At 71.9% G+C, this 21,756-nt stretch carries 25 protein-coding genes; 13 read left to right on the forward strand and 12 right to left on the reverse strand.

Annotated features, from left to right (window positions below):
- Positions 1-31: 31 nt before the first annotated feature.
- From ACZ7OU_RS37435 to ACZ7OU_RS37450, 4 genes are read right to left on the reverse strand one after another with little or no spacing between them, the layout of a single operon-like run.
- A complete protein-coding gene (locus tag ACZ7OU_RS37435; RefSeq protein WP_470258873.1) occupies positions 32-1,285 on the reverse strand; it encodes an ABC transporter substrate-binding protein in 1,254 nt (417 codons plus the stop codon).
- Positions 1,282-3,909 carry an alpha-L-rhamnosidase gene (locus ACZ7OU_RS37440; RefSeq protein ID WP_470258874.1) on the reverse strand — a complete coding sequence of 876 codons (2,628 nt, stop codon included), beginning with the start codon at positions 3,907-3,909 and terminating at the stop codon, positions 1,282-1,284. Before ACZ7OU_RS37440 ends, ACZ7OU_RS37435 begins: the two co-directional genes overlap by 4 nt.
- Positions 3,906-4,727, reverse strand: a complete 822-nt coding sequence (locus ACZ7OU_RS37445; protein ID WP_470258875.1) for a carbohydrate ABC transporter permease — start codon at positions 4,725-4,727, stop codon at positions 3,906-3,908. The genes ACZ7OU_RS37440 and ACZ7OU_RS37445 overlap by 4 nt, the downstream gene beginning before the upstream one ends.
- The gene (locus ACZ7OU_RS37450) at positions 4,724-5,665 is read right to left on the reverse strand and encodes a carbohydrate ABC transporter permease (RefSeq protein WP_470258876.1); all 942 of its coding nucleotides are present in this window, start codon (positions 5,663-5,665) and stop codon (positions 4,724-4,726) included. The genes ACZ7OU_RS37445 and ACZ7OU_RS37450 overlap by 4 nt, the downstream gene beginning before the upstream one ends.
- A 171-nt stretch (positions 5,666-5,836) precedes the next feature.
- Between ACZ7OU_RS37450 and ACZ7OU_RS37455 the strand changes: the two genes are divergently transcribed.
- Positions 5,837-6,865 (forward strand): LacI family DNA-binding transcriptional regulator, encoded by a 1,029-nt coding sequence (locus ACZ7OU_RS37455; protein WP_470243069.1) that lies wholly within the window; start codon positions 5,837-5,839, stop codon positions 6,863-6,865.
- A gap of 11 nt (positions 6,866-6,876) precedes the next feature.
- On the opposite strand, the gene ACZ7OU_RS37460 is transcribed toward ACZ7OU_RS37455, so the two are convergent.
- A complete protein-coding gene (locus ACZ7OU_RS37460) occupies positions 6,877-7,083 on the reverse strand; it encodes a hypothetical protein (RefSeq protein ID WP_470258877.1) in 207 nt (68 codons plus the stop codon).
- Between the two features lie 180 nt (positions 7,084-7,263).
- On the opposite strand from ACZ7OU_RS37460, the gene ACZ7OU_RS37465 reads away from it, so the two are divergent.
- Complete coding sequence (locus ACZ7OU_RS37465) at positions 7,264-8,142, forward strand: fumarylacetoacetate hydrolase family protein (protein WP_470258878.1); 879 nt, start codon at positions 7,264-7,266, stop codon at positions 8,140-8,142.
- On the opposite strand, the gene ACZ7OU_RS37470 is transcribed toward ACZ7OU_RS37465, so the two are convergent.
- Genes ACZ7OU_RS37470 through ACZ7OU_RS37485 form a run of 4 tightly spaced genes read right to left on the reverse strand, consistent with a single transcriptional unit; the run spans position 8,139 to position 10,937 of the window.
- The gene (locus ACZ7OU_RS37470) at positions 8,139-8,882 is read right to left on the reverse strand and encodes a PIG-L deacetylase family protein (RefSeq protein ID WP_470258879.1); all 744 of its coding nucleotides are present in this window, start codon (positions 8,880-8,882) and stop codon (positions 8,139-8,141) included. The genes ACZ7OU_RS37465 and ACZ7OU_RS37470 overlap by 4 nt on opposite strands.
- Positions 8,883-8,917: 35 nt before the next feature.
- Complete coding sequence (locus ACZ7OU_RS37475) at positions 8,918-9,907, reverse strand: MerR family transcriptional regulator (protein WP_470258880.1); 990 nt, start codon at positions 9,905-9,907, stop codon at positions 8,918-8,920.
- Entirely contained in the window at positions 9,901-10,548 is a 648-nt protein-coding gene (locus ACZ7OU_RS37480) for a HEAT repeat domain-containing protein (protein ID WP_470258881.1), read from the reverse strand. Before ACZ7OU_RS37480 ends, ACZ7OU_RS37475 begins: the two co-directional genes overlap by 7 nt.
- 47 nt (positions 10,549-10,595) lie before the next feature.
- Positions 10,596-10,937, reverse strand: coding sequence for a CBU_0592 family membrane protein (locus tag ACZ7OU_RS37485; RefSeq protein WP_470258882.1), 342 nt, complete (start codon positions 10,935-10,937; stop codon positions 10,596-10,598).
- 72 nt (positions 10,938-11,009) lie between these two features.
- Between ACZ7OU_RS37485 and ACZ7OU_RS37490 the strand changes: the two genes are divergently transcribed.
- The 9 genes from ACZ7OU_RS37490 to ACZ7OU_RS37530 all read left to right on the forward strand — a co-directional run bounded on the left by ACZ7OU_RS37490 (position 11,010) and on the right by ACZ7OU_RS37530 (position 18,278).
- Positions 11,010-11,951 carry a LysR family transcriptional regulator gene (locus tag ACZ7OU_RS37490; protein WP_470258883.1) on the forward strand — a complete coding sequence of 314 codons (942 nt, stop codon included), beginning with the start codon at positions 11,010-11,012 and terminating at the stop codon, positions 11,949-11,951.
- 97 nt (positions 11,952-12,048) lie between these two features.
- Complete coding sequence (locus tag ACZ7OU_RS37495) at positions 12,049-13,557, forward strand: nucleobase:cation symporter-2 family protein (RefSeq protein ID WP_470258884.1); 1,509 nt, start codon at positions 12,049-12,051, stop codon at positions 13,555-13,557.
- Positions 13,558-13,651: 94 nt separating this feature from the next.
- Positions 13,652-14,026: a YciI family protein gene (locus ACZ7OU_RS37500; RefSeq protein ID WP_470258885.1), complete on the forward strand. Its 375-nt coding sequence runs from the start codon at positions 13,652-13,654 to the stop codon at positions 14,024-14,026.
- The gene (locus tag ACZ7OU_RS37505) at positions 14,023-15,258 is read left to right on the forward strand and encodes an RNA polymerase sigma factor (protein ID WP_470258886.1); all 1,236 of its coding nucleotides are present in this window, start codon (positions 14,023-14,025) and stop codon (positions 15,256-15,258) included. The genes ACZ7OU_RS37500 and ACZ7OU_RS37505 overlap by 4 nt, the downstream gene beginning before the upstream one ends.
- Positions 15,255-15,584 (forward strand): hypothetical protein, encoded by a 330-nt coding sequence (locus ACZ7OU_RS37510; RefSeq protein ID WP_470258887.1) that lies wholly within the window; start codon positions 15,255-15,257, stop codon positions 15,582-15,584. Before ACZ7OU_RS37505 ends, ACZ7OU_RS37510 begins: the two co-directional genes overlap by 4 nt.
- Positions 15,571-16,152, forward strand: a complete 582-nt coding sequence (locus tag ACZ7OU_RS37515) for a carboxymuconolactone decarboxylase family protein (protein ID WP_470258888.1) — start codon at positions 15,571-15,573, stop codon at positions 16,150-16,152. Before ACZ7OU_RS37510 ends, ACZ7OU_RS37515 begins: the two co-directional genes overlap by 14 nt.
- Before the next feature lie 64 nt (positions 16,153-16,216).
- On the forward strand, positions 16,217-17,038 hold the full coding sequence (locus ACZ7OU_RS37520; protein ID WP_470259042.1) for an AraC family transcriptional regulator: 822 nt from the start codon (positions 16,217-16,219) through the stop codon (positions 17,036-17,038).
- A 64-nt stretch (positions 17,039-17,102) separates the two neighbouring features.
- A complete protein-coding gene (locus ACZ7OU_RS37525) occupies positions 17,103-17,681 on the forward strand; it encodes a dihydrofolate reductase family protein (RefSeq protein ID WP_470258889.1) in 579 nt (192 codons plus the stop codon).
- A 342-nt stretch (positions 17,682-18,023) separates the two neighbouring features.
- Positions 18,024-18,278: a hypothetical protein gene (locus tag ACZ7OU_RS37530; RefSeq protein WP_470258890.1), complete on the forward strand. Its 255-nt coding sequence runs from the start codon at positions 18,024-18,026 to the stop codon at positions 18,276-18,278.
- Between the two features lie 4 nt (positions 18,279-18,282).
- On the opposite strand, the gene ACZ7OU_RS37535 is transcribed toward ACZ7OU_RS37530, so the two are convergent.
- A complete protein-coding gene (locus ACZ7OU_RS37535; protein ID WP_470258891.1) occupies positions 18,283-18,573 on the reverse strand; it encodes a hypothetical protein in 291 nt (96 codons plus the stop codon).
- A gap of 62 nt (positions 18,574-18,635) precedes the next feature.
- Between ACZ7OU_RS37535 and ACZ7OU_RS37540 the strand changes: the two genes are divergently transcribed.
- Entirely contained in the window at positions 18,636-19,238 is a 603-nt protein-coding gene (locus ACZ7OU_RS37540) for a TetR/AcrR family transcriptional regulator (RefSeq protein WP_470258892.1), read from the forward strand.
- A 177-nt stretch (positions 19,239-19,415) separates the two neighbouring features.
- Here the strand turns inward: ACZ7OU_RS37540 and ACZ7OU_RS37545 are convergent, their stop codons facing one another.
- Positions 19,416-20,345: an NADP-dependent oxidoreductase gene (locus ACZ7OU_RS37545; RefSeq protein WP_470258893.1), complete on the reverse strand. Its 930-nt coding sequence runs from the start codon at positions 20,343-20,345 to the stop codon at positions 19,416-19,418.
- Between the two features lie 86 nt (positions 20,346-20,431).
- Between ACZ7OU_RS37545 and ACZ7OU_RS37550 the strand changes: the two genes are divergently transcribed.
- Complete coding sequence (locus ACZ7OU_RS37550; protein ID WP_470258894.1) at positions 20,432-21,016, forward strand: TetR/AcrR family transcriptional regulator; 585 nt, start codon at positions 20,432-20,434, stop codon at positions 21,014-21,016.
- A gap of 25 nt (positions 21,017-21,041) precedes the next feature.
- Here ACZ7OU_RS37550 and ACZ7OU_RS37555 read toward each other — a convergent pair whose 3' ends face one another.
- Positions 21,042-21,344: a hypothetical protein gene (locus ACZ7OU_RS37555; protein ID WP_470258895.1), complete on the reverse strand. Its 303-nt coding sequence runs from the start codon at positions 21,342-21,344 to the stop codon at positions 21,042-21,044.
- Between the last annotated feature and the right edge of the window lie 412 nt (positions 21,345-21,756).

A 21,756-nucleotide genomic window follows, 5' to 3' on the forward strand; every position in this document is an offset into this window, starting at 1 on the left:
CGACGCCGGACGCGGCGCAGCGGTCCCGGCGTCAGGCACCGGACTTGTAGTCGGCGTCCATCGACGCCAGCACCTTGTCCGGGGTGGACTGCTTGCTGAACACCTCCTGGATGCCCGTCAGCATCGTCTGCTGCACCTTCGGGTTCGGCCACAGCTGGTCCATGAACGGAACCGTCTTGTTCTGCGTGATGTACGTCGACAGCTCGGTCAGCGACGCGTCGAGCTTGAACCCGGTGTCCGGCAGCGCCGGCAGCCCGCCGTGCTTCTCCGCGAACAGGTTCATCCCCTGCGGGGACATCACGAAGCTGATGAACTTCATCGCCAGCTCGGGGTTCTTCGCCTTCGCGTTGACGCCGTAGCCCGCGCCGGCCGCCGCCGGGATGATGGTCTGGGCCGGGTCGTCGGTGGCCGGGACCGGCTTGAGGGTGAACGTGCCCGCCGGGTTCTGCTTCTTCAGCAGCGAGATCACCCAGTTGCCCTGGATGATGCCCAGCGTCTTGCCCGTCGCGGCCAGCTTCTGGCTCGCTTCGTAGCTCGTGCCGAGCGGGTTCTCCTGGAAGCAGCCCGCCTGGTCCATCTCACCGTACTTGGCGAACGCGGCCGCCCACGGCGAGCTCGCGAACGACGTCCGGCCCGCCGCCATCTTCTTCTCGAAGTCGCGGTCCGGGCCGTAGACCAGGGTGGCGGCCAGTGGATAGAGGGCAACCTGCGTGACCCAGTTGTCCTGGATGCCCAGCGCGAACGCGGGCGTGCCCTTGTCCTTCGCCGCGCGGCAGAAGGCGAGCAGCTCGGTCCACGTCGCCGGCGCCGTGAGGCCGGCCTTGGTCATCGCTTCCTGGTTGTAGACCGCGCCGATGCCGTTGATGCCGTAGATCGCGTTGTACGTCTTGCCGCCGTACCGCGCGACGTCGCTGACCACCTTCGGGAACTTCCCGACCCACGGCTGGTCCGAGAGATCCTTCAGGTAGCCGCCCTTGGCCAGGACGGTGACCGTGCCGGGGTTGCCGTTGCCCGGCCACACCGACATCACGTCCGGCGCGGTCCCGGACGCCAGCTGGGTGCGGATCTGCTGCTGGAACTGGTCGGCGCCGCTGGTCGTGAAGTTCACCTTCACCCCGGGGTTGGCGGCTTCGAACGCCTTGACGACGTCCTCGACCGAGCCCTGGTCGACCGAGGCGAGCGACAGCGTCTGCGTGCCGCCGGTGTTCGCGGCGTTCGTACCTCCACCGCAGGCGACCAGCGCGGCGCCGGTCGTCACGGCCAGCAGGACGGGGCGGATCTTCATGGCAGCTCCTTCGAAAAGGTGGCGGTGACGACGTGGTGGCCCGAGGCCAGCCGGAGCGTGGTGCCGCTCCGGTCCCCGGTCTCGCTCGCGATGCTCGCCGGGTCCGTGGTGGGGACTTCCAGGACGGCGGTGGTCCCCGGCGGGACGACGGCGGTGACGGTGATCCGGTCGCCGTCGAGGGCCCACCCGCAGGCGACGCGGCCGCGTGCGGTTTCCTGCTCGGCCCGGGCCCAGGTGAGCGTGCCACCGGGCAGGGGACGCAGCAGGAGTTCGGAGTAGGCGACCGACGACGGGGGCTGGTCGATGCCGGCGACGCGGCCGAAGAGCCAGTCGCCGACGCTGCCGAGGCTGTAGTGGTTGAACGAGTTCATCGCGGCGGACTGGAACCCGCCGTGCTCGGTCCAGCCGTCCCAGCGCTCCCAGATCGTGGTGGCGCCCTGGCGGATCGAGTAGCCCCACGACGGGAACTCCTCCTGCTGCAGCAACGCGTACGCCAGGTCGTCGCGGCCGTGGTCGGCCAGCACCGGGCAGAGCAGCGCGACCCCGACGAACCCGGTCGTGAGCCGGTTGCCGCGCTTCTCGACGTCGGCCGCCAGGTGGTCGACGGCGGCCCGCACCAGGTCGTCCGGGACCAGGCCGAAGGCCAGGGCCAGCAGGTACGCGGTCTGGGTGCCGCCTTCGACCGTGCCGTCTTCGTCCACATAGGACTCGATGAACGCGGCGCGGATCGACGCGTGGAGGGCCCGGTGCTCGGCCGCGATGCCCGGGCGGCCCAGCACTTCGGCGGCGTCGGCGACGATCTCGGCGCTGCGGGCGAAGTAGGCCGTGGAGAGGACGACCCGGGGGGTGGTGACGTCGATCTGCAGCCAGTCGCCGTAGGAGTTGCCGGTGCGGTGCCGCCACCGCAGGTCCGGGTTGTGGCGGCGGATGTGGGCGACCCAGGCGACCATCGCGTCGAAGCTCCGCTCCAGCACGCGCCGGTCGCCGTAGGTGCGCCACAGATGCCACGGCACGATCACCCCGGCATCACCCCACGCCGGGGCGGCCTCGCGGGGCATCGCGATGCGCGGGGCGACGTCGCCGAACGCGCCGTCGGCGTCCTGGCCGTCGACGACGTCGGCCAGCCACCGGGCGAAGAACGCGCCGACGTCGGCGTTGCGGCTGGCGGTCGGGGCGAAGATCTGGGCGTCGCCGAGCCAGCCGAGGCGTTCGTCGCGCTGGGGGCAGTCGGTCGGGACCGCGACGAAGTTGCCGCGCTGGCCCCAGCGGATGTTGGCCTGCAACTGGGTGACCAGCGGATCGGAGCACTCGAACGTGCCGGTCCACGGCGTGTCGTTGTGCAGCACCCGCGCCACGACGTCCTCCGCGGCGAGGGCGTGTCCGGTGACTTCCAGGTACCGGAAGCCGTGCAGGGTGAACCGCGGCTCGAACACCTCGACCGGTTCGCCGCCACAGGTGTAGCTGTCGGTGGCCGTGGCGCGCCGCAGGTTCGTCACGTACAGCTCGCCGTCGTCGAGGATCTCGGCGTGCCGCAGGACGATCCGCCGGCCGGGCGGTGCGTCGCGGACGGTGAGCCGCACCCGGCCGACCAGGTTCTGTCCGAAGTCGACGATGAACCGCCCGGGTTCCCTTTTCACCAAGGAAATCGGCGGCACCTCCCGCGTGACACGGATCGGCGCGTCGGGTTCGGCCACCAGTGGTCCCGGCTCGGTACCGAGCACCGCCACCGGCCGGCCGGGTCCGTCCACACCGGACGCGTCGACGTGCTGCCCCATCAGCAAGTCGGCGAAGCGGACGGCGCCGGGACGCTCGGTCCACGCGGCATCGGTGGCCACCACCTGACGGGAGCCGTCGGCGAAGTCCACGACGAGCTGCGCGAAGAACTCCGGGTGCTCGCCGTAGTGGCGCGCGGGCCGTCGCTCGTCGAACCCGACGAACCCGGACCACCAGCCGTCGGCGACGACCGCGCCGAGCGTGTTCCCACCGGTTCCCAGCGACGAGGTGACGTCGTAGGTCTGGTACTGCAGCCGGTGGTGGTACTCGGTCCACCCCGGCGCCAGCTCGGCGTCACCGACCCGGATGCCGTTCAGCGACGCCTCGTAGACGCCGTGCGCGGTGGCGTACAAGCGTGCGCGCACCGGCTCCCGCGTCAGCTCGAACTCCCGGCGCAGGTTCAGCGGCGGCTCGCCGCGAGGCTGGTCGTGGTCGGTCGGCGGGTCGAACACGGGCTGGGCGTGGGCGTCGCGGCCGATCCACGCGGCCGTCCAGTCGTCGCGGTGCAGCAGGCCCGTCTCGAACCAGCTCTCCCCGGTACCCGCCGCGGTACCCGTCTCGTCCCACAGCTCGACGCGCCAGTGGTAGCGGGTGGCCGAGCGCAGGACCGGCCCGGCCCAGGGCACGAGCACACCGTCGCCGGACTCGCGGCGGCCGCTGTCCCACACCAGCCGCGCGGGGTCGTCGAGGTCGGCCGCGCGTTCGGCGGCGGTGATCCGGTAGGCGCTCTGCGCGGCGCCGTGGCGATCACTCGCCAGCCGCCACGACAGCCGTGGCCGGGGTTCGCCGAGGCCGAGGGGTTCGTGACGCTGTTCGGCCTGAAGTGCGTACGGCGTCAGGGTGTCGGTCATCCTTTGAGCCCTCCGGCGAAACCGTTGATGATGCTGCGTTGCAAGGCGAAGTAGACGACCAGGATCGGCACGATGCTGATCACCAGCGCGGCGAAGATCAGGTTCCAGTCGGACACGTACTGGCCGACGAACCCGGCGATGGCGACCGGCAAGGTCTGTTGCGCGCCGCCGCTGAGGTACAGCAGCGGGGTGAAGAAGTCGTTCCACACCGCGACCGCGTTGAGCACCAGCGCGGTCACGGTCACCGGCTGGAGCATCGGCAGCACGACGTACCGGAAGCCCTGCAACGTCGTGCAGCCGTCGATCAGCGCGGCGTCCTCGAACTCGCGCGGGACCGCGCGCAGGAACCCGACGTACAGGAACGTCGTGAACGGCACCTGCAGCCCGGAGTAGAAGAGGATCAGCGCCCACGGCGTCCCGAGCAGGCCGAGGTCGCGCATCGTCTGGTACAGCGGCAAAGCGGCCAGCTGGAACGGCAGCACCAGACCGAGCATGATCAGCAGGAACGTCCAGCGCGACCACCGGGCGGCGACCCGGGCCAGCGGGTAGGCCGCGAGCGCCGAGACGGCCAGGATGACCGCCACGGACCCCACGGTGACCAGGACGCTGTTGGCCAGCGCTCCACCGAGCGCGCCCTGCTGCCAGGCCTGCGTGAAGTTGCCGAAGGTCGGCGAAGTCGTCGGCGCGATCGGCGACGAGGTGTCCGACGGCTGCCGGATGGCCAGGTTGACCAGCACGTACACCGGGAACGCGAAGACCAGCCCGACGGCGATCATCACCAGTTCCAGGGTGAGCGTGCGGCCGCGGTAGCGGTTCACGACACGGCCTTCTCGGCTCGCGACAGCCCGAGGTACTGCCCGGTCGAGGCCACCGACACGACGAGGGTCAGCACCACGGCGAGGGCGATGCTGTAACCGAACTCCCCCAACGTGAAGGCGTCCTTGTAGATCAACGTCGAGAGCGTGTCGGTCGCGTGGCCCGGACCGCCGCCGGTCAGCGCGTACACCTGGTCGAACAGCTTGATCCCGCCGATGATCGACAGCATCAGGTTGATCGTGAACGCCGGCGCGAGCAGCGGCCGCGTCACCGACCAGAACCGGCGGATGGCTCCGGCGCCGTCGATCGCCGCGGCTTCGTGGACCTCCCGCGGGATCGACTGCAGCCCGGCCAGGAAGATGACCATCGAGTAGCCGGCGAACTGCCACACGATCACGCCCACGACCGACCACAGCGCGATGTCCGGGTCGCCGAGCCAGTCCTGCCGCCACGAGCCGAGGCCGACGGCGTCGAGCAGGCTGTTCACCGCGCCGTCCGGGCCGAGGATGTTGCGCCACAGGTAGGCGGACACGATCGGCGTGACCACGGCCGGGGCGAACAGCAGCACTCGCAACACGTTGCGGGACTTGATGATGCTGTTGACGCCGAGGGCCAGCAGCAGGCCGACGCCGTTCTGGATCACCGTGATGGCCACCGCGATCACCAGCGTGTGCCCGACCGCCTGGGTGGCCGCGGGATCGTCGAGCATGGCGGCGAAGTTGCCGAACCCGACCCAGGAGAAGTCCGGGGACAGGCCGTCCCAGTCGGTGAAGGCGTAGTAGACGCCGCGTGCGCTGGGGACGAGCACCACGAACGCGAAGAGCAGCAGGGCCGGCAGGGTGAACCACCACGGGGCACCCCGCCGGCTCACCGCGCCGCGACGACGGCTCGGCGTGGCCGTGACGACGTCCGGGTGCGGTTCCTTGATGGCGACAGTCATTGGCGCCCACCTTGTTTGAACGTTTCAACATTGCGGCCAGGCCGCTTGACCTGGTTCGAGACGCTTTGGGTAACGTTGCCCACTGAAGGGTGCGGACGACTTTAAGAGTCCGGCGAGGGCGCGTCAAGACACCTGGTGCCGAGCTTGCGTTCGACAGGTAACGTTTCCCATATGGACCGAGCGGAGCAGCAACGACGGGTGACGATCGTCGACGTCGCGCGCCACGCGGGCGTGTCGACGACCGCGGTGTCGAAGGTGCTTCGCAACGCCTACGGCGCGAGCCCCGCGATGCGCGCGAAGGTGCAGCAGGCGATCGAGGAGCTGGGTTACCGGCCGTACGCGGCGGCCCGCGGGCTGCGTGGCCAGACCTACACCATCGGCGTCATGCTGCCGGACATCCGGAACCCGTTCTTCCCGGACATCCTCGACGGCCTCACCGACACGCTGCGCGACACCGACTACCACGTCCTGCTCGGACCCAGTTGCGACAACGAGACCGACGAAGGCAAGCTGACCGACGCGATGGTCGACCGGGGCATGGACGGCCTCGTGCTCATCGCCCCGGTGATGTCGCAGGCGCGTCTCGAGCGGCTCGCCAAGACCGTCCCGACCGTCGTGGTGGGCCGCCACTCCCGTTCGGCGCACTACGACACGGTGACCGACGACGACACGACCGGCGCCGAGCTCGTCGTCGGCCACCTCGCCGACCTCGGCCACCGCCGCATCGCGCACATCGAACACCACGAGACCGAACCCGCCCGCCTGGCCGAAATGCCCAACGCGGTCCGCGCCGACGGCTACCGGAAAGCCATGCGGGACCGGGGATTGCCGGTCGACATCGTGTCCACAAGCTACACCCAGGAAGGCGGTTACCTGGGAACGCAGCAGATCCTCGCCCGGCAAGAGCATCCGACGGCCATCTTCGCCGGCGCCGACATCGTCGCGATGGGGGCGCTGACGGCGCTCAGCGAAGCGGGCCTGTCAGTGCCGGCCGACATCTCCCTGGCCGGCTACGACAACACCAGTTTCGCCGCCCTCGGCCCGATTTCGCTGACGAGCGTCGACCAGGCGGGCCACCACATCGGCACGGCCGCCGCCCGGCTCCTGCTGGAGCGCATCGCCGACCGGACCCGCCCGGCGGCCCAGATCAAGCTGTCACCCAAACTGGTCCCCCGCCGCACGACCGCTCCCCCACGCTGAACCCGGCACTTTCAGTCGCGGCCGGCGGCTTCCGGGTACACCCAGTGCTGATCGTCGTCGCCGAGCCCGCCGGCTTTCGATCCACGGCCCGGAGCAGTCCGGGAAGATCTCGAGCCGGATCGCATCCCCTCGTCGGCGGGACCGAATTCGGTGCCGGTCACCCGGAAGTCCCCCTCCGCGAACCGTGCCGTCAGGAACATCGGCAATGCCTCGACCATGTCGACGCGCAGCTGCGAGTGCTTCTCGGCGAAACGGTCCTCCAGATGACCGGCGAGCGCCGTACGACCGGACCACCGTCACCGTCGCCGGCAATACCCGGCACTCGTTGACCACCCCGCTCCGCACTCCGTAGGTTCGACACCGAGCGCGGTTCGGGTCACTGAACGAGGAGGTCCGGGATGAGCCACCTGGTGCGGTTCGCCGACGGAACCGGCGACGTCCGCGTCGGCCTGCTCACCGATGAGCAGCTGCGGCCGCTCGCGGTGGCGTCGATGGGTGACCTGCTGCGCCGGCCGGTGGCCGAGATCCGTGAGCTGGCCGAGGCCGCCGGAGAGCCCGTGCCCTCGGCCGGGACGCGTCTGCTGCCGCCGCTGGACGGGCGGATGGAGGTGTGGGCCGCCGGGGTGACCTACCTGCGGTCCGAGGAGGCGCGCCGCGAGGAGAGCGCCGACGAGGACGTCTACGCCCGGGTGTACCGCGCGAAACGGCCCGAGCTGTTCTTCAAGTCGGCCGCCTGGCGCGTGGTCACCGACGGCGAGCCGATCGCCATCCGCGCCGACTCCGCGAACGACGTGCCGGAGCCGGAGCTCGGCCTGGTGCTGACCGGGACCGGGGAGATCGCCGGATACGTCGTGGTCGACGACGTCAGCTCCCGCAGCATCGAAGGCGAGAACCCGTTGTACCTCCCGCAGGCCAAGATCTACACCGGTTCGTGCGCGGTGTCGGCCCGGGTGCGACCGGCGTGGGAGGTGCCGGACCCGCTGGCGCTCGGCCTCCGCATGCGCATCCTGCGCGACGGTCAGGAGGTGTTCGCCGGCGAAGCCAGTACCGCGCAGCTGAACCGCGAACCGGCCGAACTGGTCGAATACCTGTGGCGGGACAACGACTTCCCCGACGGCGCCGTCCTTTCGACGGGCACGTCCGTCGTGCCGGGGCTCGATCAAGGACTGCGGCCGGGCGACGTGGTCGAGATCGAGATCGGCGAGGTCGGCTCGCTGCGCTCCCCCGTGGTGCTCGGCGCGGACGAGGTGCGCCGGGCACTCGCCACCCGACGCTAGACCTCCGGTCGTGCCTGCAGGTCGTAGGCGCGGAACAGGACCGCGTGCTCGACCCCCATGGCCTGGCCGCCCATCGCGGCGATCTGCGGGATGAAGTCCGCCGGGGCCGGGTGGTCCGGCAACGCGGCCAGGTACGCGGCGTGCGCCTCGAGCGAGGCGACGCCGCGGCGCAGCGGCTCACCGGTGACGTCGACGCCGTGGGTCGCGTCGGTCATGCCGGAGGTGAGGTACCAGCGCGCGGAGTGCGGCTCGAGGTGCTCGTCCTCGACCTGCTCGGGGAAGACCCACCGGTTGCCCGCGTCGCGGATCGCGTCCAGGGTCGCGAGCCCGGCCGCGCGGTGGTCGGCCTGGTCGAAGCCGTACGGGGTTTCGACGGCGAACCCGGTGCCGAACACGGCGTCGGGCTTGAAGCGGCGGATCTCCCGGCAGATGTCCCGGCGCAGGTCCAGGCCGTAGACGAGCACCCCGTCCGGGTGGTCCAGGATCGTCAGCTGCTCGACGCCGACGGCGTCACAGGCGGCGCGCTGCTCGGCGGCGCGCAGGCGAGCCGTCTCCTCCGGCGGGTTCGGCATGCCGGCCTCGCCGCGGGTGAGCAGCAGGTAGCCGACCTCGATGCCGCGCGCCGTCCAGCGGGCGACCGCCGCGGACGTGCCGTACTCCATGTCGTCCGGGTGCGCGACGACGCAGAGCACGCGGCGGAAGGACTCCTCGGGAAGCGCAGGCAACGTCATGCCGGCCATCTTGCCGCGTCCGCCGTCTCCCGGCCGTCTACCGGTCAGTGCTCCTTCGCCGACAGGGCGGCGGCGAGACGGGCGACAGCCTGGTCGTCGTCGTGCGCCAGCTGCCGCAGGACGTCGTGCGTGAGGGATGCCGGCAGCTCCGCCAGCGCCTGGACCAGGCGGATCCGCACCGCGGAATCCGCCGCCGACACGCCGGTCAGCGCGCTCAGGACCTGGTCCGCGCAGCCGTGGTCGGTCGCCAGCGTGCTCAGGACCTCGGCCGCCTCGACGTCGTTCGCTCCCTCGACCACCATCGCGACGAGGACCGGCACCGCCACGCTCGCACCTCGGCTGCCCGCGGCCAGCGCGGCGGGCCGGCGCACCGCCGGGTCCGGGTCGCCGACCGCGCCCAGGAGCTCCGCGGTCGCCTCGTCCCCGGACAGCTCGGCCAGCGCGAGGACCGCCCGCCGCCGGATGCCCGCGTCGGCCGAGCGCAGACCGGCCGCCACGCCGGCCACGGCGTCGCTCCCGGCCCGCGCGAGCGCCCAGCGAAGCGCGCCGGCGACGTTCGGATCGGACTCGGCGAGGACCGCCTTGACCAGCACGTCGGCGGGCACCGACCCGTCTTCGGCCGGGGCGAGGGCCGCCTGCTGCCGGCGCGCGGCGTGCGGGGACTCCAGCCCGTGCAGCAGCTCGACGACGCGCAGGACGTCCGGCCAGCCGTCGGGAGCCGAGGCGTCGATCGCCCGGAGCCGCTCGAGCAGCTCCTGCTCGCGCTCGAGCCGGTCCTCCGTCCGCCGGATGAGGTCGCCGACCAGGGCGGACGGCGCGAGGTCCTGGTCCGCCAGTGCGCTGCCGATCTGCCGCAGCGACAACCCCAGCGACCGCAGGCCTTCCACGTGGAAGATCCGGCGGATGTCCGCCTCGGTGTATTCGCGGTAGCCCCCGACGGTCCGGCCGGTCGGGCGCACCAGCCCGAGGGAGTCGTAGTGCCGCAGCATCCGCGCACTCACCCCGGACCGGCGGGCCACCTCACCGATCAGCACGCCGCGCCCCCGGCCCGCTCCGGGCCGAGCGCGACCACCCGCTTCGCCTCTTCGACGGCCAGGTCGAACCCGGCGTCCGGGTCACGCAGGAGCCGTTCGGTGGCGCGGGCGTGCGCACGCACCACCGGGTCGGCGTCGGCCAGCGCCGTCCGCACCGCCGGCTCGGCGACGTCCCCGAGCGCGACGAGCGCGCGGCTGAGACTCAGCCGCGTGTCCCGGTCACCGCGGCCGAGCCGGGCGGCCAGCCGGACCGCCAGCTCCGCGCGGTCACCGTCGGGCACGAGGACGACGGCGGCCCGCCACGCGCTGCGCTTGACGTCGTCGTCGGCGTCGTCGAGCAGCGCCGGCGTGATGGCGGGCCACGCGGTCCGGTCGCCGATCTTCGACAGCGTGTGCAGCGCCTGGCTCCTGGCCTGCGCGTGCTCCGAACGCAGCTCGGCCAGGAGCCGGGGAACAGTGACCGCCGCGGGCAGCCGGGTCAGGGCCCAGGTGAGCATGTCGCGCACGAAGAAGTCGGGCTCGACCGCGCACCGGCCGACGAGCGCGTCGACGAGCCCGGGGTCGGCGTGCGTGCCGGCCGCGAGCGCGGCTTCCAAGCGGGTCGACGGGTCGGCGGCGGCCAGGTGTGGGTACGCGTTCATCGAGATCACCTCCGGCCGCCAGTGAAGACCTTGTCACGGTGTCAAGGTCAAGGGGCGGTGGGCTCGTGGCCCGGCGCGGCGCACACCAGCTGCTGCTCACCGGCACGGCGGGGGCGCAGGCGCCGGCGGACCGCGTCCAGGACGCCGCGGGCGCTGACCAGCGCCATGACGCTGATCAGGACCCACACGAAGTTCGCCGCGACGGCGGGCCACGCGCCGTTGGCGGCGGCCGAAACACCCAGCAGGGCGGCACCCGACAGGTTGAGCGTCTGGAACAAGGCCGAGTCCGGCTCGATCACGCGGCGCGAAACCAGGCCGTACGCCGCCGCCGTACCCAGTGCGCCCACCCACCCGGCCGCGGTGGCGGCCAGGGACATCATTTCCTCCATGCCGCCATCGTGACTGCCGTCGGGGGTGCAGCGCAATCGAAGTTATCTGCTCCGGGGGTTAAGCTCCGCTGAATGCAGATCGATCCACGCCGGCTCGCCGTCCTGCTGGCCGTGCACCGCGCCGGTGGCGTGCTCGCCGCCGGCGACCTCTTGCACCTGACGCCGTCGGCGGTGTCCCAGCAGATCGCCCGCCTCGAGGAGGCGATCGGCGTGGCGGTGCTGGACCGCCAGCCCACCGGCGCCGTCCTGACCCCCGCCGGGCGGGTGCTCGCCGAAGCCGCCGAACACATCGAATCCGAGCTGATCGACGCGCGCAAAGCCCTTGCGGCGCTTCAGGAAGACGTCACCGGCACGGTCGTCATCGCCGCCTTCCAGTCGGTCATCCGGACGCTGCTGATCCCGCTCCTGCACCAGCTGCGCGAGCAGTTCCCCGCACTGGAGGTGGTGATCCGCGAAATGGAAACCCGGAAGGCACTGCAGTCCCTGCGGTCAGGGGCGGTCGACCTGCTCCTCCTCGAAGCGGAAAGCCCGGCGAGCCAAGGGAAACCGGCGCGCGGCACCCGTGACGTGCCGGTGCTGGAAGAGCCGTGGCTGGTCGTCCTGCCCGCCGGGACGGCGGACCCGGTGAGCACGGCCGACCTGGAACACCACACCTGGCTGGGCGTCGACTCCGAAACCGCGGCCCACGCGGCCACCGAACGCACCCGCGGCGGGCTTCCGTCCGCACCGGCGCCCGGGCACAGCTACTACGACTACAACGTGGCACTGTCGATGGTCGCGGGCGGCCTGGGCATCGCCATCGTGCCCGCGCTCGCGGTGCGCGAAGCCGTGCCGGACGGGGTGAAGGCCGTGTCCCTGCCCGGCCTCGGGACCCGCACCCTCATCGCCCGCCACCGCACCACCCGCTCCGAACCGCGCAAGGAGGTGGTGACCGTCCTCGACGCGATCGTCACCCTCGCCGCCGGTCTCGACGTGGCGATGCCGTGGACGGTGGAGTCGCCCCACCCGGGCTGACGGCGATCCCCTCCGCGCACAGGGGATCCCCTCCTAACTGTTGCTTATTCTGCCATGTGGAAGTTAACCTCCGCAGAACGGAACTTCGGGAGGTTCGATGGCGAAGGATGACGCGGTGAGCAAGCCCGAGGACGAACGGCTCGGGATCGGCAAGAGCTTCGCCTACGGCGTCCAGCACGTCTTGACGATGTACGGCGGGATCATCGCGCCGCCGTTGATCATCGGGAGCGCCGCGGGCGTGTCACCCGGCGAAATCGGGCTGCTCGTCGCGTCGTGCCTGTTCATCGGCGGGCTGGCGACGATCCTGCAGTCCTACGGCGTGCCCTTCTTCGGCTCCCGGCTACCGCTGGTGCAGGGCACCTCGTTCGCCGGTGTGGCGACGATGACCGCGATCGTCGCCGACGGCGGGCTCCCCGCGGTGTTCGGTTCGGTGATCGCGTCCGCGGTGCTCGGCCTGCTCATCACGCCGCTGTTCTCCCGGCTGGTGAAGTACTTCCCGCCGGTCGTGACCGGGACGGTGATCACGGTGATCGGGCTCAGCCTGATGCCGGTCGCGGCGCACTGGGCGATGGGCAACGACACCAAGGCACCGGACTCCGGGTCGGTCTCCAACATCGGGCTGGCCGCGCTGACGCTGCTGATCGTGCTGCTGCTGAGCAAGGTCGCCATTCCGGCGGTTTCCCGGCTCTCGATCCTCCTGTCGATCGTGCTGGGCACCGCGCTGGCCGCCGTGCTCGGCAAGGCCGACTTCTCGCAGGTGGGGAACGGCCCGATCTTCGCGGTGCCGACGCCGTTCGGTTTCGGCGCGCCGACCTTCGACGTCGCCGCGATCGTGTCGATGTTCATCGTCATCCTGGTGACCCTCACCGAAACCACGGCCGACATCCTCGCCGTCGGGGAAATCGTCGGCACGCCGGTCGGCAAGCGCCGGATCGGCGACGGCCTGCGCGCCGACATGGCGTCCTCGGCGATCGCGCCGATCTTCAACGGCTTCATCCAGAGCGCGTTCGCCCAGAACGTCGGCCTCGTCGCGATCACCGGGGTACGGAGCCGGTTCGTGGTGACCGCCGGCGGCGGGGTCCTGGTCGTCCTCGGCATGCTCCCGGTCCTGGGCCGGGTGGTCGCCGCCATCCCGTACCCGGTCCTGGGCGGCGCCGGTCTCGTGCTGTTCGGCACGGTCGCGGCGTCCGGCATCAAGACACTGTCCAAGGTGGACTACAACGGCAACCTCAACCTGGTGATCGTCGCGGCTTCCGTCGGCCTGGGCATGGTCCCGATCGCGGTGCCGGACTTCTACGACCGGTTCCCGTCGTGGGTCGGCACGATCTTCCACTCGGGGATCAGCTCCGCCGCGCTCCTGGCCGTCGTGCTGAACCTGGTGTTCAACCACCTGAAACCGGGCAAGGCGGGCACCGAGCCGTCGGTGTTCGCGACGGCGACCCGGGTGATCGACTACTCCGACCTGAAGGCTCTTTCCCGGCTCGAGAACGGCGACAAGGTCGTCGACGGCAAGATCGTCGACGCGCAGGGCCGGCCGGTCCCGGTGCGGGACGCGGACGGGCAGCCGGTGTCCTACCGGATCGGCTCGGAGCCGGAGGCGCACTGACGCGACGCCGGCAATCTCCGGAAGTACTGTCGAGATGCGGCCGTTCCGTTCGTCATCCTCTGGGACGCACCCGAGCCAGTGAGCTGGAGGACACGTGCACTACATGCTGCTGATCTACAACTGCGACCGTCCCGAGCCCGGTGACCCGGCCTTCCCCGACGCGTTGGCCCGGGTCAACGCCTTCGCCGACGAATGCCGCCGGCGAGGCGCGTTCGTCGCCGGCCACCCGCTGCAGGCCGAGCACACGGCGACGACCGTCAGCGTCCGCGACGGCAAGACCCTGATCACCGACGGCCCGTTCCCCGAGACCCACGAGCACCTCGGCGGTGCCTACATCCTCGACTGCCGCGGCCTCGACGAAGCCCTCGAGCTGGCCGCGCTCTGCCCGATGGCCGCGGACGGCACGATCGAGGTCCGGCCGATCGCCGGGGTCCCGGACCTCGACCACCGCGCGTCGACGGGCGTATGACGGCCGCACCCGTCCTGTCGGAGGCCTACCGCGAGCACCGCGCGAAGATGCTCGCCGCCCTGGTCCGCGTGCTGGGCGACTTCGAGCTCGCCGAAGACGCGCTGCAGGACGCGTGCGCGCTCGCGTTGCGCACCTGGGAGGACCGGCCACCCGACGACCCGGTGGCTTGGCTCCTGACCGCGGCCCGCAACACCGCGATCGACCGGCTCCGGCGGGCCCGGAACGGCCGGGACAAGCTGGCCCGGCTGACCCAGCTCGCCGGGCAGCCGGAGGTGACCATGAACCTCGGCGAAGAACGCCTGCTCGGCGTCGGCGACGAGCGGCTCAGCCTCATCTTCACCTGCTGCCACCCTGCCTTGGCCGAGGAGGCGCGGGTCGCTCTCACGCTGCAGGCCGTGGCCGGACTGACCGCCGGGCAGATCGCCCGGACGTTCCTGATCGCGGAGCCGGCGCTGGCCCAGCGGCTCGTCCGCGCCAAGCGCAAGATCCGCGACGCGGGCATCAGCCTCGACGTCCCCGCCGACCACCTCCTGCCCGAGCGGCTCGACGGCGTCCTCGCGGTGATCTACCTGATCTTCACCCGCGGCTACACCGCCGGCGGCGACCGGCCGGAGTACGGCGAGCTGCAGCGGGAGGCGATCCGTCTCGCCAAGCTCGTCGCCACCCTCATGCCCGACGAGCCGGAAGCCCTCGCCCTGGTCGCGCTGCTGCTGGTCCACCATTCGCGCTCGGCCGCCCGGTACGCGCCGACCGGCGACCTGGTCCTGCTCGAAGACCAGGACCGGTCCCGCTGGGACGGCGCCGAAATCGCCGAAGCCGTCGGGCTGCTGGACCGAGCCCTGCGGTGGGCGACATCCGGGCCGTACCTGCTGCAGGCGACCATCGCGGTCCTGCACGCCCAGGCGCGGACGGCCGAGGAGACGAACTGGCCCGCAATCGCCGCGGTGTATGAGCAGCTGCTCGGGTTGACGCCTTCGCCGGTGGTGGCGCTCAACCACGCCGTGGCGGTCGCCATGGCCACCACTCCGGGCGAGGGATTGGCCCTGATCGACCGGATCGAGGGCCTGGAGGGTTACCACCTGCTGCACGCCGCCCGCGCCGACCTCCTGCGCCGTCTGGGCCACGCGGACGACGCGATCACGGCGTACCGGCGTGCTCACGACCTCGCCACCAACCCCGCCGACCAGCGCTTCCTCGCCGGTCGGATCCACGCACTGGAAGGACCCCGATGAGCGACGACTCGCACCGCCACCGCGCGGAAACGGTGCGCCAGGCGATGGCCGGGCGCACCGGAATCACCGATGTGGCCCTGCGGACGGCGGTAGCGGCCCGAGCGGCAGGCGGGCCGCCCGTCGCCGAACCGTACGACGACCTGGCCCGGCGGATCGGTGAGGCCTCCTACCGGGTGACCGATGCCGAGGTCGACGCCGTCCGGGAGGCGACCGGCAGCGACAAGGCGGCGTTCGAGATCGTCATGTCCGCCTGTATCGGGGCAGGCCTCGCCCGGTGGGACGCCGCCGCCCGGGTGATCGCGGAGGCGACCGATGCGCCTGCCTGAGGTCGAACGCGGTGACGGTCTCCGTACCAGGATGCTGATCCGGGTCATCACCTTGGCCCTGGGCGCGCGCCTCCCGGACGCGGCCCGGGTTGCCTTCTACCACAAGGGTTTCGTCGGCACCGCGCTCGGCGCGTGGACGCAGGCCGCGATGCGCGGACCGAGCGAATGGTCCGTCGCGGAGCGGGAACTGATGGCCGCGATGGTCGCGACGTGGAACTCGTGTCCCTTCTGCGTCGGGGCTCACCGGGCCATCGCCGTGCGCGGGATGGACCAGGCGGTGGCGGACGCCGCGCTCGCCGACTACCACACCGCACCGATCTCGGATCCCCTGCGCGCCACGCTCGCCGTCCTGGAGACGATGACCTCGCGCCCCGGCGAGCTGGAGGGCGGGCAAGTCCGAGCGGCGCTGGCCGCCGGCGTCACCCGGCGGCAGCTCGACGACGCGACCGCGGTCGCGGCCTTGTTCAACATCGTCACCCGCTACGCCAACGCGCTGGGCTTCGCCATCCCGACCGGCGCCGAGTTCGACAAGGCCGCGGGCATGCTGCTCAAGCGCGGCTACGCCTGAGCGAGGGCGGCTGGACCACCGGCGGGGCGTCGGCGATGCTGGGCGCGTGGAGTACGTGTCCCGAGTGCCGCGACCGCCGCTGGACGGGCTGGTCGACGACCTCTACTACCTGGCGGGCACGTCGCCGTACGCCCGGCTGACGCTGCCGCCGATGCCGGGCGCGTTTCTCATCGTCAACCTCGGGGCGCCGTTCCGCGTCCGCGGCGGCACCGACGTCGAGCCGGCCGAGTACGCCGACGGTTGCGTGGTCACCACGCCCACCCGCGCGGTGGAGTTCGGCTACCCCCGCCGGACCCGCTCCGTCGGCGTGCACTTCAAGCCGTGGGGGCCGGCGCCGTTCCTGCCGATGCCCGCGGCCGAGCTGTGCGACCGGCCGGTGACGCTGGAGCAGGTCTGGGGCCGGCCCGCCGTCGCCGAGCTGCGAGACCGGCTGGCCACGGCGGACGGACCGCACGCGATGCTGACACTGCTCGAGGAGGAGCTGGTGCGACGCCTGCGCGAGACCCCGGGCCTCGGGCTGATCCGCCACACGAGCGGCGTCATCTCGGCGACGGGCGGGGCGGTGGCGATCGGCGACCTGAGCGTGGCCGCCGGCGTCAGCGGCACTCATCTGGCCCGGCGGTTCAAGGAGCTCGTCGGCGTCACGCCGAAGCGGCTGGCCCGCACCCACCGCTTCGCCGCCACCGTGCTGGCGATCGACCCCGCCGGACCGATCGACTGGAGCGACGTCGCCGGCGGCGCGGGATACTTCGACCAGGCCCACTTCGGCCACGAGTTCCGGGCGTTCACCGGCCTCACGCCGACCCGCTACCTCGAAGTCCGGCGGCGGTTCCTGCGCGAACACCCCGGCCACGCGCTGGACGGCTGGCCGCTGCCGATCGATTGATTTCTTACAAGAGCGACGGCTCACGAGACGCTAATTTGGGCTTCCCGAAGCAGAGGAGAGTCCCGTGGGCAAGGTGGTCATGTACAGCTCGGTGTCCGTGGACGGTTTCGTCGCGGACGAGAATGACCAGCCGGGACCCCTGTTCGACTGGTTGTCCGGCGGCGACGTCCCGTTGGACGAGAGCGGCGCGCTGAAGGTGTCCCAGACGTCCTACGACTACACCCGGCCGTACTGGGACGGCATCGGGGTGACGATCGCCGGCCGCCACGTCTTCGACATGACGGACGGCTGGGACGGAAAGCCACCGGGCGGCATCGACCACGTGGTCGTCGTAACGCACCGGCCGGCGCCGGAGGGCTGGAACCCCGAGGCACCGTTCCACTTCGTCGACGGCATCGAGGCGGCCATGGCCAAGGCACAGGAGCTCGCGGGTAACCGCGTGGTCGAGGTAGCGGCCGGCGACGTCGGCGGCCAGGTGCTCGCGGCGGGCCTGGTCGACGAGGTGCGCATGGACGTCGTCCCCGTGGTGTTCGGGGCCGGCAAGCGCTACTTCGGGTCGGTCCAGGCGCAGCACCTGCTGGAGGATCCCGAGGTGGTGCCGGGCAACCGGGTGCTTCACCTGCGCTACCGGGTACGCCGGTGAAGTGACCGGCGGCCGGCAGCCCGTCATTTTCTTGCGAGACAGCGATTCCGGCGGCTTGCTTCTTCCCGCGCCCCGGGAGAATCTTCCCCGGCCGGCCAGCGCGGGAGGATCGATGATGCGGCGTGGGGTGCTGCCCGTGCTCGCAGGGATGGTGAGCACCGGGGACCGGCTGGTGTCGTCCTTCGGCCCTCGGTTCCTGACCTACGACTCGCCCCTGGAGCCGGCCGGCGGCTCCGGCACCCTCTGGCTCATCGCCGGCACCGTGGTGCTGCCCGGGATCGGGTTCTCGCTCGCCTACCGGGCTCTTCGCCCCCACCACGCAAGCCCGGCCGTGGACGGCGCTTGGTGGTGTCGCTGCGGCACTGGCCGATCACGCTCGCCACCGCGATCGCCTTCGTCGCGACGGCCGCCTGGCTCACCAGCGACGACCGCTTCTCCAACGTCGCCGGCAGCGTCGCCTACGCGGCGACGATCGTCCTCGTCGCCGACTCGCTCACCGCCCTCGGGATCTGGTGGCAGGGAATGACGTGGCGCGTCCGCGACCCCCGTCAGCCCCGGCAGCGGACGGCCAGGCAAGCCTTGGCGAGAAACAGGTAAGCGTTCACGAGAGCGCCACCACGCACCGGCACGCGCCGCCGGCGTGACTGACCCGGATCGGATCGGCGGGTGAGAACTCACCAAGCCCTTCCTCCCCGAAATCGATCCTGATGACGTCGGGCGCAAGCGGGGCGAGCACCGTCCCACGCCGGACTCGGCGCCGGCCGTGAACCGGGTCGGGCGCGCCGAACACCAGCACTCGGTCGCCCGGGGCGAAATGGCTCCAGTAGCTGCGCGAGGTGACCGCGATCGCCGGCCGGTCGCACTCGGAGAAGTCGCGCGACTCTGCTTTCACGACTCCCACCCTACACATACTTGTTGGTCGACACGCAAGTTTCTGCTGCTAGACTCCACGCCATGACCGCGACCCGCCGTACCCAGCAGGAACGCCGGGACCAGGCCGAAGCCGCACTGCTGACCGCCGCCGCCGAGCTCGTCGTCGAGCACGGCGTCCGCTCGCTCACGCTGGCCCGGGTCGGGGAACGCGCCGGATACAGCCGCGGCATCGTCACGCACCACTTCGGCGGCAAGCAAGCGCTGGTGGAACGGCTGGCCCGGGCGACGCAGGCCGGGTTCGTCCCGGGCCTCGGCGACCTACCGCCCGGTCTGGACCGGCTCCTGCGGCTGATCGACGGCTACCTCGGCGAACTCACCCGCCTCGGCGTGTTCAACCAGGCGTTCCTGCTGCTGTGGGCCGAGGCGGCCACCCAACCCGACTTGGCGACGATCTTCCGCGAGCGCGACGAAGCTTTCCGCGCCGACCTGCGGGACGACGTCAAGGCCGGCATCGCGGACGGCGTCATCGACCCCGGCCTGCGGCCCGACGACGTCGCGATCGCCCTCGTCGGCCAGCTCCGCGGCATCGCCCTGCAGCGGCTGCTGGACCCGCGCGGCGTCGACGTCGACCAGGTGCGCCGCAGCGTCACCGGCTACTGGCGCCGCGCCCTCGAACCCTCATGAGCGATGAGGTGCGGCGGCCTTGCGGGTCAGCCAGGTTTCGGCGGGCCGGCACAGCAGCCGCGTTCCACCCGCCCGGCTGCCGGCCGCTCTCCTTCCACGCCATCACCGGCGTCAGGATGTCGAACGCCGTGGTGTCGGACCGGTTCCGGGACCTCTGGCCGCCGTCACCGTCGTGAGTTAGAGATCGATGACGACCTTGCCGTGCACGTGCCGGCCGGCCTGCAGTTCGGTCGCGCGACGGATCTGGTCGACCGGGAAGGTCGCCGCGATCGGCACCCGGAGCCGGCCCGCCGCCACGAGGCGAGCGATCTCCTCCAGCGCGCCGGGAGCGGCGTTCGCGCCGTTGGCCGCCGACGCGCCGTCGACCTGCGCGGCGATCGTGCAGATGCGGCCGTCCGGGACGCCGAGCTCCCTCGCCGTGTGGACGGTCTCCGTCCCGTGCAGGTCGATGGCGGCGGTGACAACGCCGAGACCGCGGACCCGGTCGGCCAGACCGTCGCCGTAGCCGACCGGCTCGGCACCGAGGTCGCGCAGGAAATCGGCGGAGGCCGCGGAGCCCGTCCCGAGCACGCGCGCGCCGGCGATCCGGGCCAGCTGGACGGCGAACACCCCGACCCCGCCCGCGGCGCCGCCGATCAGCACGGTGTCGTCCGGGCCGGGATCGACCACGGCGAGGGCGGCGGACGCCGTCCGGCCGGCGATGGTGAGGGTCGCGGCGGTGCGGTCGTCGACGCCGTCCGGGGTGTGATGGGCCTCGTTCGCCGCGATCGCCCCGGCCGCGTCGACCACGACGAAGTCGGCGACCGCCCGGGACAGGGCGCTCCCGAACACCCGGTCGCCGGGCGCGAAGCCGGTGACGCCGTCGCCGACCTGGTCGACGACGCCCGCGTAATCGGTCCCGAACCCGGCCGGGAGGCTCAACCCGAACCGGGCGGCGGTATCGGCGTCGGCGGTCATGATCCAGTCCATCGGGTTCAGGCCGGCGGCGGTGACCCGCACGCGGACCTGCCCCGGACCGGCCTGCGGAGCGGGAACCTCACGGACCTCCAGCACTTCGGGACCGCCGAAGGCGTCGAGCCGGACCGCCCTGCTGCTGTGTGCCTGCATGTACACCCGTCCTTAGGTAAAACGGACTATGCTCCGTTTACCTGGACGACGATAACACAATCGGAGCGTGTTCCGTTTTGAGTGACATGCGCGCACCTCGGGCGGACGCGGCCCGCAACCGCGACCAGCTGCTGGCGGTGGCGACCCGCGTGTTCGCGTCGGCGGACGCCGAGCCGTCGATGCGAGCGATCGCCCGCGAAGCCGGCGTCGGCATCGCGACGCTCTACCGCCACTTCCCCACCCGCGAGTCCCTGGTCGACGCGGTCTACCAAGACCAGGTCGCCCGCCTGACGACGGGCGCCCACGAGCTCCTCGGCCGGCTACCCCCGGCCGCGGCGCTGCGCCGCTGGACCGACTTGTTCGGGGACTGGATCGCGACCAAGAACGGCATGCTCGACACGCTGCTCGCGATGGTCGAGTCGGGCGAGATCGCCCACGCGCAGACCCGCACCGAGCTACTGGCGGCGATCACGAAGATCCTCTCCGCCGGTCACGCAGCGGGCGACCTCCGCCCCGACGTCAGCGCCGAGGACATCGCGGCGTCCCTCATCGGCATCTTCACCGTGGCTCCCCTGCCCGAGCAGGAAGCCAAGGCCGGCCGCCTGCTGGACCTCCTGCTGGCCGGCCTCCGGCCCATCGCCCCGACCGGCTTTGCGGCGGGTGAGGTGTAGAAGGTGCGCACCCCGCCGCGTCGGGTCAGGGGGCGAAGGTCTGCCACCGGAACCCGCACCCTGGCACCCACAGCCGGCCCGGCCCGATCGGTTCCGCCCCGGCCGTCGCGTGCAGGTGGACCGGCACCAACCCGCCGAAGTCCGCCGGTTCCGGGCCGAAGTTGACCACCGCCGGCACCGGGTTCCCGCTCCGGGCGCCCCGCGGATACGCCACCAACCGCGGGTTCCGGCTCTCGAGCCCGGTCGCCGGCGAGTCCGACCCCGGCGACGGTGTCCGCGCGCGAACCGCCGCCAGGTCACGCAACGCCGTGAACGCCCGCGACTCCACAGTGGACTTCTCCGTCCCCCGACCGGCACGGGTCGTAGTCGCCGAGGTAGCGACCGACCTCCACGGGCGCGACCACCGCCTCGGCCTTGAGCAGCAGCCCGGGCGCCGCGAGCCGGGTCAACGCACGGAACGCCCTCAGCTCCAGGTGCGCCTCGGACTGGTCTGGCCGTCGGTGCCAGTCGCTTGCCGGTGAACGGCACTGCGTCCAGGCGCAGCATCACCCCCAAGCAGCGCGCGGAACACCGCCGGGCTCGAGACGTCGCGGGCGGGTGCCGCCCGCGGGTGCTGAGCCCGCTGCACGAGCGCCTCCGGTCGCCGGCGTCCGGTAGCTCGCCTCCGGGTCAAAGCGGCCCGAGCCCGACGACGGACCGGGCCGGGTCACCGGCCTGGCCACCCACGCCCGCCCGTCCTC

The organism is Amycolatopsis sp. NPDC114505 (genome assembly GCF_055633615.1).